This is a genomic window from Paenibacillus sp. FSL R10-2199, from assembly GCF_038000235.1.
Taxonomy (GTDB): Bacteria; Bacillota; Bacilli; order Paenibacillales; family Paenibacillaceae; genus Paenibacillus_AQ; species Paenibacillus_AQ phytohabitans.
In genome coordinates, this window is the sequence record NZ_JBBOBO010000001.1 from 3,976,528 (window position 1) to 3,990,820 (window position 14,293).

Sequence of the window (14,293 nt, forward strand, 5' to 3'; positions counted from 1 at the left end):
CAACCTATGACAACACCATCAACAGTCCCATACGGCACTCAGGTAAAAGAAGCTGCTGAATATATTCAATCCAAACTCGGTTCTTACACACCGGCTATCGGACTTATTCTGGGCTCCGGCCTCGGGGATCTGGGTGACCAGATCGAAGATGCGGTATATCTGCCTTATGAAGAAATTCCGCATTTCCCGCGTTCCACGGTAGAAGGTCATGCGGGACGGTTCGTGATCGGTAAGCTGGAAGGCAAGGATGTTATTATCATGCAGGGCCGTTTCCACTACTATGAAGGTTATGAAATGCGCAAAGTGGTGCTGCCGGTATACGTAATGGCTAAGCTTGGCGTAGGCACACTCGTGATTACCAATGCAGGCGGCGGAATGAACAGAGCGTTCAAAGCCGGTGACCTCATGCTGATTACCGACCACCTGAACATGACTGGCGACAACCCGCTGATCGGACCGAATGATCCGGAGCTGGGTGTACGTTTCCCGGATATGTCCCGTGCGTATGACCCGGAATATATCGAGTTGGCGAAGAAGCTGGCCGGTGAAGTTAAGGGTGCCGATGGTGAAGCACTTGTGCTGCAGGAAGGCGTATATGCCGGCATCAGCGGACCTACCTATGAAACTCCGGCTGAACTCAAAATGCTGGCCTACCTCGGCGGCGATGCCGTTGGAATGTCCACCGTGCCCGAAGTGATCGTAGCCAGCCACAGCAAGCTGCGTGTGCTCGGCATTACCTGTATCACCGATATGGCGATCGGGGACGAGCTGGAGCCGCTTACTCATGAGCAGGTGGTAAAAGTAGCTAACCTGACCAAACCGAAATTTATCGGCCTTGTGCGCTCCTTTGTCCGTGAGGTACAGGTATAATGCGTGCAGTTGACCTTATCCAGAAAAAACGAGACGGCGGCGAGCTCAGCCGTGAAGAAATAGCTTACCTGATTCAAGGCTACAGCAAAGGTGAAATTCCTGATTACCAGATTTCCGCCTGGGCGATGGCTGTCTATTTCCGGGGAATGAACGCACGGGAAACCGGCGATCTGACCCTGGAAATGGCGATGTCCGGTGACCAGGTGGATCTCAGCCCGATTGCAGGTATCAAGGTGGACAAGCATTCTACCGGCGGTGTTGGCGACAAAACGACGGTTGTTCTTGCCCCGCTTGTAGCTGCAGCCGGAGTTCCGGTGGCCAAAATGTCCGGACGCGGCCTCGGCCACACCGGCGGTACGCTCGACAAGCTGGAGTCGATCACCGGATTCTCCGTGGAGATGGACCGGGAGCGCTTTTTCACCCAGGTAGTGGAGATCGGCGCAGCTGTCATCGGCCAGTCCGGCAACATTACGCCTGCGGACAAGAAATTGTACGCACTGCGTGACGTGACTGCGACCGTGGAATCCATTCCGCTGATTGCCAGCTCCGTAATGAGCAAGAAGATCGCCGCAGGTGCGGATGCCATCGTCCTTGATGTGAAGACCGGCAGCGGCGCGTTCATGAAGACGCTGGATGATTCCATTGCACTCGCACAGGCGATGGTGGATATCGGCACACATCTTGGCCGCAACACGGTCGCTGTGATCAGCGACATGGACCAGCCGCTCGGCTTCGGCATTGGCAATGCGCTGGAGATCAAAGAAGGCATTGAGACCCTGAACGGCCACGGGCCGAAGGATCTGCAGGAGGTCTGCCTCATTCTGGGCAGCCAGATGCTGGTGCTCGGCGGCAAGGCGAAGGACGAACAAGAAGCGCGCTCCATTCTGCTGTCCCATATTGAAGACGGCAGTGCGCTGGACAAGTTCAAGCAGATGGTATCTGCCCAAGGCGGCGATGCCGCGCAGATTGAGTCGCCGGATACTTTGCCGGCAGCGCGCAAGTTCATCGAAGTGAAGGCAGAAGCCGCAGGGTATGTGGAGAGCATTCAGGCTGAAGAGATCGGCGTAGCGGCGATGCTGCTCGGCGCCGGACGCGAAACGAAGGAATCCGTCATCGACCTGGCCGTTGGCATTCAGCTGGCGATTAAGGTTGGCGATGCCGTAGCCGCAGGCGATACGCTTGCTGTGCTGCATGTGAATGATGCCAGTGAGAGCAAAGTGCAGGAAGCCGAAGCCAAGGTGCTGGAAGCTTACCGCATTTCCGCTCAGCCGGTTCCGCCGCAGCCGCTGGTATTTGCACTGGTGACTAAGGATGGCGTAACTCGGTACTAAAGCGGGTGCCGGTTACTCAAACAATTCAAAAGCCGTACATCAGCAATTCGCTGATTGTACGGCTTTTTTGGATTGTTCAGGACCGCCCCCGTAAGACAAGTGGAAAAAGGGCATTTAATTATCCTTGAATCGCTGATATTGATGGCGTAAAATAAGTTGTGTACCAGTATTTGGAGCCTAGTCAGGCAACAAAAAAGTAGGGTATCCTCAGGATTGCGAAACCACCAAGGAGGAACCCTACCAATGACTATTTTACCCGAAAGCTCACTGAATAATCTATTTGAAAAACTTGTTAACGATTTTGTGAAAGACCACTTGGAGTCCATCATGCGTGCAGAAATGCAGGCGTTCATGGCGAGCGAGGAAGCAGGTACACGCAATAGCCGTAACGGATACTACACCCGAAACCTGCACACGAAATACGGCAATCTAGAGGACCTGGAGGTCCCCCGCGACCGCCAAGGATTGTTTCAAACTCAGATGTTTGAGCCGTACCAGCGGCGGGACGGGTGGCTGGAGGAAGCGGTCATCCAGATGTATAAAAGCGGCATGGGGACGCGGGATGTGGCCCGGTTTATTGAAAGTATGTTTGGAAGCCATTACTCTCCAACGACCGTTAGCAACATTACGGCTACCGTCCTGGACGACATCCACCAGTGGCAGAAACGGCCGCTGAGCAAGCGCTACTCTGTGATCTACCTGGATGGGCTGTACGTGAAGCTCAAACGGGGTACGGTCCGCGGTGAGGTCGTTTATTTTGCGATGGGGATTGACGAAGAGGGACAACGTCAAATCCTAGGGTTCTACGTCGGCGGTCAAGAGAGTTCGAACGGCTGGCGTGAGGTCCTTAAAGACCTGTACGACCGTGGAGCGCAGGAGGTGTTGCTCGGTGTGTTTGACGGGCTTCCCGGGCTGGATGCGGCGTTTAAAGAGACGTACCCGCAGGCGGATGTGCAGCACTGTGTGGTGCACAAGGTGCGGGCCACGTTCCCCAAAATCCGGATCGAGCACAAAACCGATGTCCTTGAAGACCTGAAGACCGTGTATACCGCACCGGATGAGGTCGTGGCCCGGGCTAACTTTGATACGGTCAAAGCCAAGTGGAACAAGCTGTATTCGAAAGAAATGAAGTCCTGGGAGGAGCAGTTGTGCACACTCCTGACGTTCTACAAGTACCCGGAGCCCATTCGCAAAGCGATCTATACGTCGAATCCGATTGAGCGAATGAACAAGGAAATCCGCAAACGCCTTAAACCGATGAACAGTTTGACGAATATGGATGCGGCAGAGAAAATCGTGTATCTCGAAATGCTTGACTACAATGAACGTCATGGGCAGCGGGTCGTTCCTGGCTTTGGGATGGAACCCGTCAAAAAGAAGCTAAACGAGTTATTTGAAGCACGCTACCCTGCCTTGCCCACGCCCGAAGAGGAATAGCGGATAAATCCTGTTTCTGGGGGTCGGGGTTCCCCCGACCCCCAGAAACACCTGCACCCCCAACCCGTAACCCGGGGAGGTACTTCTACTCTCTTACACAAACTTCTTGACGCTACCCTGATATTTGGGTTTTAGTTGGAAAAAGTACATTTAATTTTCCGATTTACTGACTTGGCGGCGGAATCAGCAAATTTAGGTGACGTTTATCCACTTATTTTTTGGTATGCGGTCCACACGATGAAAATAAGTGTACGGAATCCACTTATTCCGTAACCCGTAACCCGTAACCCGTAACCCGTAACCCGTAACCCGTAACCCGTAACCCGTAACCCGTAACCCGTAACCCGTAACCCGTAACCCGTGGAAGAACGGGGCTCCTGCTTGAGCGCGCAGCTAGTCCAGCAGCAGGTTCTTCTCAGCCACCTGCATCATCCGGTAAGCCCCCCTACTGCGGTTGCAGAGAGCGGTGAAGGTTACACCGCTTGCCGGATAAACTGCTGAGCGAAAGGAGACCCCGGGATCGGAGCCCATGAGATGGTATTTTAACACCCCGCCGTTTCTGATCGTAATCCATACTCCATAGCCATAGTAAGTATCCTCATCCTCATGAATATGCGGTGTGAGCAGCAGGGCAGTTGTCTCTGGCTGAAGCAGCTTGTGCCCGAGCAGGCATGTCCACAGCTTCTGCATATCCGCTGCCGTGACAAAAGCACCTCCGTCGCCGCCGCCCACTACCGGAATGGAGTAGATGTTGCTGATATTCTCTCCGGTCTCACTGTCGATATAACCGAGAGCTGTATTGGCAGGGAGGGCATCCAGGGCGAAGTAACCGGAAGCCTTCATCCCGCAAGGCCGGAAAATATGCTGCTCCACATAATCCGTGAAATTCATTCCGCTGACCGCTTCGACAATCAGGCCAAGCATGATATAACCCGCATTGTTATAGTGGAAACGATCGCCGGGAGTGAATTTCATCGGCAGCGATGCAAATAGTGGCAAGAAATCACCCGGTCGCCTGAGCGTATACATCGGTATGTCCTCCCATAGTGCTGCGAAATCGTCCATAACCTCCTCATCGAAATAATCCGGAATGCCCGAGCTATGCGTCAGCAGCTGATGAACCGTGATCTCCGGGCTGAACAAGGGGAACTTCTGCTCATGTAAGACCTCCAGCACCTTGCCGTCAAAAGAAAGCTTCCCCTGCTCGGCCAGCTGGCAGATAGCTACTGCTGTGAACAGTTTGCTGCCGGAAGCAATCCCGAAGCGGGTGTTAAGCTGATTGATCCGTTCCTCCGCTACGTTGGCTTGTCCGCAAGCAGCCGCTGCGAGGGTCTGATCGTGTTGCGTAACCAGTACCGTCCCCGAAAATCCGGAGAGCAGAACCTCCTGATCGATGATATGTTGGAGCTCTTTTTGATGCTCAGTCTGTTTCTGCTTCATGTAGTAACCCTCTTCCATAACTTGATGATGTGTAATCTTCTTGTAATTCGCCAATATGGAATAATTAACCTTTATTTATATTTCTGTATGATATGGAGCGGGGAATTTAGGGGTTTAATGGATGCCGGATGCTGCTGAAAGGCCGAAGAGTGTACCTTGCGCGTAAGGTTTATGTGCAAAGGACAAGAAAAACAACTTAGTTTTGGCAGGGCGGTACATTGTGGACGTTTCGAATTTTAAGATAGTATGAATTCAAACATCACAATCATGAGCATGCATCCGGGGAGGAATTATAATGGCACTTCATCAGACGATTACAGTTTTGAACGCACTGGACAGCGCTTATGTTAATGGTGAGCAGGTCAGGCAGTTATTCGCAGCATATCCTGCGGTTAAGGTTGAGGTTCAGAAAGTGGAAGGTGAAAAAGGCAGTACGGAATTCGTCAAAATCACCATTCCGGGCAGTCAAGGCAAGCTTGGAGGCGGAAGCGCGCCAACCTTCGGAATTGTCGGCAGACTTGGCGGCATAGGGGCGCGCCCCAGCCGGATCGGCATTGTCTCTGATGCAGACGGCGCAGTAGCGGCAATCGCAGCGGCACTGAAACTGGCAAACATGCAGACCAAAGGGGATGTGCTGCAGGGTGACGTCCTGGTTACGACACATATTTGTCCGGATGCTCCGACACTGCCGCATGAACCCGTTGATTTCATGGATTCCCCGGTGGATATCCTGCAGATGAATGAGCATGAGGTATTGCCGGAGATGGAAGCGATTATTTCTATTGATACGACTAAGGGCAACCGTGTGGTGAATCACAAAGGCATTGCAATCTCACCTACGGTCAAAGAAGGGTACATTCTGCGGGTCAGTGAGGATCTGCTGCGGATCAAGGAAATGACGACAGGACAGTATCCGGTAACTTTTCCGGTAACTACGCAGGACATTACTCCTTACGGTAACGGACTATATCATATCAATTCCATCCTGCAGCCCGCAGTAGCGACTTCGGCTCCCGTTGTAGGGTTGGCGATTACTGCCCAGTCCATGGTGCCCGGCTGCGGTACAGGGGCAAGCCATGAGATTGATATCGCCCAGGCGGTGCGTTTTGCCATTGAGACAGCCAAAGAGTTCACTCAAGGCATATGCTCCTTCTACAACGAAGCTGAATTCGCACAGATTACCGAGCTGTACGGTTCGATGAAAGTGCTGCAGACGCTGGGTAAACCGGCTGTAACCTCTCACTAGGAATAGAACGGAATAATGGCAGGCGCTGAGCAAGGTTCAGCGCCTGCTCAATGTATACAGGCATGAGTTGCCATGATTTCAATCCGTATGGAGAAGCGGGAGGGAGCAAGATGAGTAAAAATATAGGGTTAATCACGATCGGACAAGCTCCCAGGAACGATGTTGCACCGATTATTGAGAAGTATCTGGAGGGTAAGGCAGGACTGGTTCAGTCCGGGGTGCTTGACGGGTTCACTGCTGATCAGGTACGCGAATTCTATAGTCCTGGTCCTGGAGAGTATGTGCTGACTACCCGCATGGCGGACGGATCAGCTGCGGTGATCTCCCGTGAACGGATAAAGTCAGTTCTGCAGGGGAAGGTTGATGCTATGGAAGCTGCTGGAATTGAGACGATTCTGCTGGCCTGTACCGGTGTTTTTCCGGGACTTCATACGGCCAAGGCCCATCTGATTGAACCGGACCGGATTATCCCTCCGGTCGTAATGGCGATGCTTGACGGACGCCGGCTGGGGCTGATAGGTCCTCTGCCCGAGCAGGAAGAGAGCATGAATGAGAAATTCGCGGGAGCCGGAGCACGGCTGCCGTTTGCAGCTGCTTCTCCGTATACCGGTACGGAAGCGGATTTCCGAGCGGCAGCTGAGCGTCTGCGAGACTTGGCGGACGTGATTGTGCTTGACTGTATGGGATATGTGGAGCAGCATAGACAGTGGGCGGCCTCCGCAGGAGTGCCTGCCGTGCTGTCCAATGCCCTCGTGGGCAAGCTGGTAGCAGAAATGGTGTAACCGGGAGGAAAAGATAATGAGTGAGCAACGAATATTGATCAGCATGAATGTTCTTAAGGACTGTCTGGGGCTTGGCAGCGGCGAATTGCTGGCTGTAGTGGCCGATGACGACAAGCGGGAGCTTGCCGAATCCGTCTATGAAGCAGGGAAGCGGATCGGAGCGGAATCGATGCTACTGATTATGCAGGCGCGGAGCAAATCCGGCGAGGAGCCGCCGGCTCCGATTGCCGAAGCTATGGCCAAAGCGGATGTGGCAGTATGCATTACGACACATTCGATGACACATACGGCGGCGCGCAAGCAGGCAGCCGCAGCGGGAACACGGGTGGCGACCATGCCGGGCATGACAGATGACATGTTCAGCCATGGCGCGATCACTGCGGACTATGCGCAGGTGAAGACATTAACGAAGCAGGTAGCTGCGCTGCTGTCTGAGGGAAGCCAGGTTCGTGTGGAGAAGGATGGACTGAGTCTGAGCTTTTCGATTGAGGGCCGGGATGGCGTGCTGAGCACCGGATTATATCTGAATCCGGGAGAATCGGGTAACCTTCCTTCGGGCGAGGCTTATATTGCGCCGATGGAAGGTACAGCCGCCGGCCAGATTAAGGTGGACGGTTCGATTGCAGGTATTGGCGCGCTGAACAGCCCGATGGTGCTGACAGTGGAGCAGGGCCGATTAATTAGTGCAGAAGGCGAGAGCGGTGACAGGCTGCTGGATATGCTTGGTGCCGGTGACGGCAGGCTTCTGGGCGAGTTCGGCATTGGTACAAACAACAAGGCCAGAATTACAGGTGTGGTGCTGGAGGATGAGAAGGTCTACGGGACCATCCATGTCGCTTTTGGCAGCAATAATACGTTCGGCGGGGTTGTAGCGGCTGGCGTTCATATTGATGCTGTAGTTATGAAACCGGATGTGTATATTGATGATAAGCTGATTATGCGTGCAGGAGAACTGCTCTAGGCTGCGCGGTTGCTGTGTTGTTGTCAGGGTTATCGCGGTACGGGATGAAGCAAAAGTATATGGTGAGGATATTCAGAACGCCCAACAATGGCTGACCAGGGGGAGACAAGGATGCTTGGAATTATACGTGTAATCACACTGCAAGAGGAGTCTGCAATTCATTTGCACGGAGAATTGATTGAACACCGGTATGGCCTGCCGGTAATCAGCCGCTGCATTCCGGATCAGCCTCAGGGCGTATACAATGACGAGACCGAAGCGGAGTCAGTGCCGAAGATTATCAGCCTGGCCCGGGAACTGGAGCAGCAGGGCTGTACGGCCATCGGCATCAGCTGTGCCGCAGATCCGGCGCTGCTGGAAGCCAGGATGGCAGTGAACGTACCGGTGCTGGGTGCAGGCTCGTGTGCAGCCCATATGTCGCTTGCATACAGCGATAAGATCGGCGTGCTGACGATTCTGACCGAGGTGCCGCCGCTGATCCGCAGCATTCTAGGCGATGCTTACCTCGGCATGGACCGGCCAGATGGGGTAACGACCACACTTGATTTGGGTACACCTGCCGGACGGGCAGGCGCACTTGCCGGAGCAGCCCGGCTGGTGGAGCGCGGTGCGGAGGCCATAGTCCTCGCCTGCACCGGGTTTGCCACCATCGGGCTGGCGGCGGAGCTGGAAGAACAGCTCGGCATCCGTGCGTTTGATCCGATTCTCGCGCTTGGAGCAGCGGCCGCTGCGTCTGCTTCCTTGCCTGGGGGTGTGCGGCGCTGATTGCGCTGTGCAAATCTGCTCTTGGAAGTACGAAGTATAGTAATTCAGGAAATATAGTTAAGCGTTCTTCCGGATGTAGGTCCGGGGAACGTTTTTTTGTGTAGCTGATTTGGCTGGCTGGCTGCTACTGCAGGGTGTTTCTGAGCTGCTGTGGGGAGTGCGTATGAGTATGTGGAGCGGGAAGTTGGGGAGGTGGGGAGACGTGAGAGGTACGGGGGAGGTGGGTGTGGGAAATAAGGAAGGAGGAGTTGGGATGGAGAAGTGAGAGATACAGGGGGGGGAATGGGAAGTGGGGGAAGTAAGGAAGGGAGGAAGGGAGGAAGGGAGTGAGGGAGGAAGGGAGTGAGGGAGTGAGGGAGTAAGGAAGTAAGGAAGTAGGAAATGAGAAAGTGAGGGGATGAGAAGTGAAAATTGAGAAGTGGAAATTGAGAATTGAGTATGGGGAGTGGGAAATGAAGAGTATGGAGGTGGAGGTGAGTGGAAAGGTGAAGAGATGAGAAGCAGGAGAGTGTGCAGATTTAAGTACATACTGAAATGGACAGTTGGTCGGGCACCAGACAGAAAGTATAGTAGCAAACATTTTAAGTGGCTCAAAGCAGGAAAGTAAAGGTATAAATCCCTCTGATTCCGCTAAACGTGGCTCACAGCAGAAAAATTAAAGGTATAAATCCCTCTGTTTCCGCCGAAAGTGGCTCACAGCACCAAATTAAAGGTATAAATCCCTCTAATTCCAATCGAAAGTGGCTCACAGCACCAAATTAAAGGTATAAATCCCTCTAATTCCAATCGAAAGTGGCTCACAGCACCAAATTAAAGGTATAAATCCCTCTAAATCCATCGAAAGTGGCTGATAGCACCAAATTAAAGGTATAAATCCCTCTGTTTCCGCCGAAAGTGGCTCACAGCACTAAATTAAAAGTATATATCCCTTTGTTTCCGCCCCGAAGGTAAGAAGTTGAAATGAGAGGCAAAAGTGCCCTTGATTTCAGCCGAGGGAGGCTAGAAGTGGTAACGAGGGGCAAAAGTGCCCTTGATTTCAGCCGAAGGAGGCTAAAAGTGGAAATGGGGGGCAAAAGTGCCCTTGATTTCAGCCTGAGGAGGCTAGAAGTGGAAATGAGGGGCAAAAGTGCCCCTGATTCCGTCCGAAGGAGCCCGTTAGCACCAAATCAAAGGTACGAATCCCTCTGATATCGCCAGCAGCACCAAATCAAGGTACACCTCCCTCTCATTTCACCAGAAGTGGCCTCCAGCACGGAACGAGAAGCACTAATGCCCCACCCGTCTAATAGCGGCCATTCCTCACCAGCTTCACGCGTACCCCTCATACAGGCCGGCGTAGCCGTCAGATAAGTTACTTTGTTCAATAAGGACATGTTGTGTCCTATTTGCGTACTACTCGCGTCCTATTCACAGTCACCGGATCAGCTTGTTAACCAGTGTTTTCCCTCCCACACTTACGTATAAATCCGAAAAAATATCTTCAATTTTATATATTTTTCCTGTGGCTGGGCGGGAATGTCTGATAAACTATCGGGAATGCGAATGTAAGCTAATGGCCTTCAAGTGGCTACGGGGGCTTACGGGTGCATACGGGTACGTACAAGTGGCATATTTCAGGAAAAATCATGAAATACTGAAGATAGTAGAGGGAGGCAGAATGTTGAATACACGAGGAATTACTCTAAGGGAGCTGATGGAGCTCTCTGTTCTTGGGAAAGCGAAGGTTATTAGCGGCCAGCAGGGGCTGGACCGGGTGGTCCGGTTCGTAGATATTATGGAGGTTCCGGATCTGAAGGGCTGGATCAGTGAAGGCGTCATGCTGCTGACTACGGCGTATTCCATCCGCCATGATCCTTCGCTGCTGACGGAGCTGATCTATACGCTCGACAATCTGGGTGCAGCGGCGCTGGCGATTAAGCCGGCCCGCTTCCTGAAGGAAATCCCCCAAGGGGCGATCGAGGCCAGCAATGCCTGCGGTCTGCCGATTGTGGAGATCCCGCCGGAGATTCCGTATACGGATATCACCCAGCCGGTGATGGAGCTGCTGCTCGGACGCCAGGCGATGCTGCTGCGCCGTGCGGAGGAGGTCTACCGCACGCTGACAACGATGGTGCTGGAGAACAGCGGCATTCAGGCGGTCAGCGATAATGTCGCTGATTTTCTGAAAGCGCCGGTTGCCCTTGTTGACACCGACCGGAAGACTATCGTGTCTTCGCCGGCTGATTTCGATTGGTCACAGAGAGAGGCGCCGCTGAACTGGAATATTCATGTGGACCGGCGGACCGTCGCCAGACTGCTGGTGGACAAGGAGCAGCTGGACGATATGGAGGAAGTAGGCATCGAGCAGGCCCGGCTTGTCTTTGCCCTGGAGCTGATGCGCCGCAAGGTTGCCGAGGATACCGAGTTCCGGCTGCGCGGCAACTTCATCGATGAGCTGCTGACTCCGCCGCTGCCTTCGCGGCATGAGGTGGAGCGGCGGGCACGCCAGCTCGGGATGAATCCCGAGCATAAGTGGGAGGTTGCTGTAATCGAAGGGGAGACAGCGCCGAGTGAGGAAACGGTGAACCGGCTCTTGGAGCGGGAAGCGAAGAAACGCGGAGTTACACCCCACGTAGAGTACCGTTCCAGCCGGGCTGTGCTGTTCCTGCCCACGCAGGAGGGCCGTAAATTCACGCCGGGCGGAGATGCACAGGAGCCCTGGGAGAAGACGCTGGAGGGCTGGCTGAAGGACAAAAGCGAAGGCCTAAGCAGCTACAGAAGCGGAATTGGCACCTCGGAATACTTGTGGGACATCCACACCAGCTACAATGAAGCGCGCAAAGCCTTGTCTATCTCCAGAAGGCTCGGACAAGGTAAAGGCGGTGTCACCCGCTATGAAGAGATGGAAGTATACCACTTGCTGGAGGGCCTTGGCGGTCCGGGCTTCGAGCGGCTGTTCGGGCGTAAGCTGGGCAAGCTGCTGCAATACGACCAGGAGCATGACAGTAATATGATGCTGACGTTCTATCATTATCTGGAGTGCCGGGGCAGCCTGATTGAGACGGCGAACAGCCTGTACATTCATCGCAACTCGGTCAAATACCGGCTGGAGCGGATCCGCGATATTACCGGCTTCGATTTGAACGATCCGCGCGAGCAGTTCGTGTGCCATTTATGCCTGATTTACTACTACCTGCAGGAAAAATAGGCGGGACTGGAACTTTTATGGAATTGTATGTTAGGAAAGATTACATATAGAGGTGTTGATAGTGCACAATCGACAAACGGTTGTGCTTTTTTTTAGCTGAACGGGACGTAGAGTGGTGGTCAAATTCTATGTAGAATTAGCACAACTACTAAAGAGGACAAAGAAACCGCACAGTACCTGACATGGGCAGCGCGTTTCCGTCAACAAGAATGTCACAGCATGGATGGCACAGAAGCCGTAAGGGGGTTGATTCATTGTTTGCTTACACATTAAAAAGACTTGTGCAGATGATTCCAGCCTTGCTAGGTATTATCGTCATCACCTTCATTCTCTCAAGAGTGCTGCCGGGTGACCCGGCGATCATGCTGGCCGGAGAGCAGGCTCCGGAGGAGATTGTGGACAAGATCCGTCAGGATATGGGGCTCGACAAGCCGCTGTATATCCAGTTCTTCACTTACATCGGCCAATTGCTGCAAGGCAATATCGGCTACGCGTATCACACCGGACATACGGTAGCCAGCGATTTGGCTTCGCGGTTCCCGGCCACCATTGAGCTGACCCTGGCCAGCATTCTGATCGCGGTCCTGGTGGCCATTCCCGTCGGGATTGTCGCCGCTACCCGCAAAGAATCGTTTCTGGATCACATTTCACGGGTGTTCTCGCTGATAGGTGCATGCGTGCCGATCTTCTGGCTGGGCCTGATGTTCATTTACGTCTTTTATTCCATCCTCGGCTGGGCTCCGGCACCGATGGGACGGATCAGCGGAGACTTGAATCCGCCGGTGCATATCACCGGGCTGTATGTTCTGGACAGCATCCTCTCAGGCGATACCGCTGCACTCAAAAGCAGCCTCTCGCATCTGCTGCTCCCGGCTATCTGCCTCAGCACCGGCACGATGGCGATCATCGCCCGGATGACCCGTTCCAGCATGCTGGAGGTCGTGGATCAGGACTTCGTCCGCACCGCCCGGGCCAAAGGGCTGCGGGAATCAGCCGTCATCTACAAGCATGCACTCGTCAATGCACTAATACCAACCTTGACCGTTCTCGGTCTGCAGTTCGGCTTTTTGATGGGCGGCGCGGTCATTACGGAAACGATCTTCTCCTGGCCGGGTATCGGCGGTTATGTCACAGACTCCATTCTGGCTGCGGATTATGCGCCGATTCAAGCCTTCACCCTGGTCAGCGCCGTGCTCTACTGCGGAATTAACCTGGTGGTAGACCTGATCTATGGCTTCATTGACCCGAGAATCCGCTATGAATAGAACAGCTTGTGTGAGAGGAGGAGATTGCTTGTGAGCACTGCAGCACATTCAGCACAGGGCAGCCCGGCCAAACCCGCTGCGGCGGCAAAACCCAAAACGTTGTTGTCCTTGCTGCTGAATAACCGGCTGGCTGCCCTGGGGCTAACCTTTATTCTGATCTGGACCGTGGTAGCCATTATTGCACCCTGGCTTGCACCGCATGATCCTTATGTAACGGATATGGCGAACAAACTCCAGGCGCCTTCGGGCAGCCACTGGTTCGGAACCGACAACTTCGGGCGTGATATTCTCAGCCGGGTACTGTACGGTGCGCGGATCAGTATCTGGACCGGCCTGATCGCCGTCTCGATTTCCTTTGTCATCGGTGTGCCGCTCGGCGGAATTGCCGCTTACTATGGCGGCCGTACCGGCACCATCATCATGCGGCTGATGGATGTACTATTGTCCTTCCCGTCACTGGTCCTGTCAATGGCGATTGCCGCTTCGATTGGAGCAGGCCTCAGCAGTGCGATGATCGCCGTCGGGATTGTCGGCATACCGGAATTTGCCCGGCTGATGTTCGGGCAGACCGTCTCACTCCGCGAGAAGGAGTATATAGAAGCAAGCCGGGCGATCGGCGTGAAGAATACAGTCATCCTGTACCGCCACATCCTGCCGAACGCCCTGGCTCCGCTGATGGTTCAAGCTACACTCGGGATGGGCTTCGCGATCCTGACCGCATCCAGTCTCAGCTTCCTCGGGCTTGGCGTCAGACCCCCGATTGCCGAATGGGGAGCGATGATTTCAGAAGGCCGGGAATACATCATTTCCGGGCAATGGTGGCTGGTTACTTTTCCAGGGTTGTCCATTGCCACATCCATCTTAGGCTTTAACCTGCTCGGAGACGGTTTCCGGGACGTTCTTGATCCGCGGTTGCGTTCGGGTAAATAAGGCGGAGCAGGGGATCACTCCCCCGAAGCTCCGCAGTATCCCGATAAATATAGATCAGAGCCTGCTGGAGCAGTTGCGG

The 14,293-nt window shown here is 53.9% G+C and carries 11 protein-coding genes; 10 read left to right on the forward strand and 1 reads right to left on the reverse strand.

What is annotated here, in order from left to right:
* Window positions 1-6: 6 nt before the first annotated feature.
* From NYE33_RS17040 to NYE33_RS17050, 3 genes are all read left to right on the forward strand, one after another.
* Window positions 7-870, forward strand: a complete 864-nt coding sequence (locus NYE33_RS17040; protein ID WP_341066740.1) for a purine-nucleoside phosphorylase — start codon at window positions 7-9, stop codon at window positions 868-870.
* Entirely contained in the window at window positions 870-2,201 is a 1,332-nt protein-coding gene (locus NYE33_RS17045; RefSeq protein WP_341066742.1) for a pyrimidine-nucleoside phosphorylase, read from the forward strand. The genes NYE33_RS17040 and NYE33_RS17045 overlap by 1 nt, the downstream gene beginning before the upstream one ends.
* A 243-nt stretch (window positions 2,202-2,444) precedes the next feature.
* Window positions 2,445-3,638 carry an IS256 family transposase gene (locus NYE33_RS17050; RefSeq protein WP_341066743.1) on the forward strand — a complete coding sequence of 398 codons (1,194 nt, stop codon included), beginning with the start codon at window positions 2,445-2,447 and terminating at the stop codon, window positions 3,636-3,638.
* 393 nt (window positions 3,639-4,031) lie between these two features.
* Here the strand turns inward: NYE33_RS17050 and NYE33_RS17055 are convergent, their stop codons facing one another.
* Window positions 4,032-5,078: a serine hydrolase domain-containing protein gene (locus tag NYE33_RS17055; protein ID WP_341066744.1), complete on the reverse strand. Its 1,047-nt coding sequence runs from the start codon at window positions 5,076-5,078 to the stop codon at window positions 4,032-4,034.
* A gap of 295 nt (window positions 5,079-5,373) precedes the next feature.
* On the opposite strand from NYE33_RS17055, the gene NYE33_RS17060 reads away from it, so the two are divergent.
* The 7 genes from NYE33_RS17060 (at window position 5,374) to NYE33_RS17090 (ending at window position 14,214) form a co-directional block, all read left to right on the forward strand.
* The gene (locus NYE33_RS17060) at window positions 5,374-6,324 is read left to right on the forward strand and encodes a DUF1177 domain-containing protein (RefSeq protein ID WP_042138693.1); all 951 of its coding nucleotides are present in this window, start codon (window positions 5,374-5,376) and stop codon (window positions 6,322-6,324) included.
* A gap of 110 nt (window positions 6,325-6,434) precedes the next feature.
* Window positions 6,435-7,106 (forward strand): AroM family protein, encoded by a 672-nt coding sequence (locus NYE33_RS17065; RefSeq protein ID WP_042138692.1) that lies wholly within the window; start codon window positions 6,435-6,437, stop codon window positions 7,104-7,106.
* Window positions 7,107-7,122: 16 nt separating this feature from the next.
* Window positions 7,123-8,067 (forward strand): aminopeptidase, encoded by a 945-nt coding sequence (locus tag NYE33_RS17070; protein WP_336103888.1) that lies wholly within the window; start codon window positions 7,123-7,125, stop codon window positions 8,065-8,067.
* A gap of 111 nt (window positions 8,068-8,178) precedes the next feature.
* On the forward strand, window positions 8,179-8,832 hold the full coding sequence (locus tag NYE33_RS17075; protein ID WP_042138690.1) for an aspartate/glutamate racemase family protein: 654 nt from the start codon (window positions 8,179-8,181) through the stop codon (window positions 8,830-8,832).
* 1,660 nt (window positions 8,833-10,492) lie between these two features.
* The gene (locus NYE33_RS17080; RefSeq protein ID WP_341068698.1) at window positions 10,493-12,019 is read left to right on the forward strand and encodes a PucR family transcriptional regulator; all 1,527 of its coding nucleotides are present in this window, start codon (window positions 10,493-10,495) and stop codon (window positions 12,017-12,019) included.
* A gap of 254 nt (window positions 12,020-12,273) precedes the next feature.
* Window positions 12,274-13,284 carry an ABC transporter permease gene (locus NYE33_RS17085; protein ID WP_340944227.1) on the forward strand — a complete coding sequence of 337 codons (1,011 nt, stop codon included), beginning with the start codon at window positions 12,274-12,276 and terminating at the stop codon, window positions 13,282-13,284.
* A gap of 30 nt (window positions 13,285-13,314) precedes the next feature.
* Complete coding sequence (locus NYE33_RS17090) at window positions 13,315-14,214, forward strand: ABC transporter permease (RefSeq protein WP_341066746.1); 900 nt, start codon at window positions 13,315-13,317, stop codon at window positions 14,212-14,214.
* Window positions 14,215-14,293 lie beyond the last annotated feature (79 nt).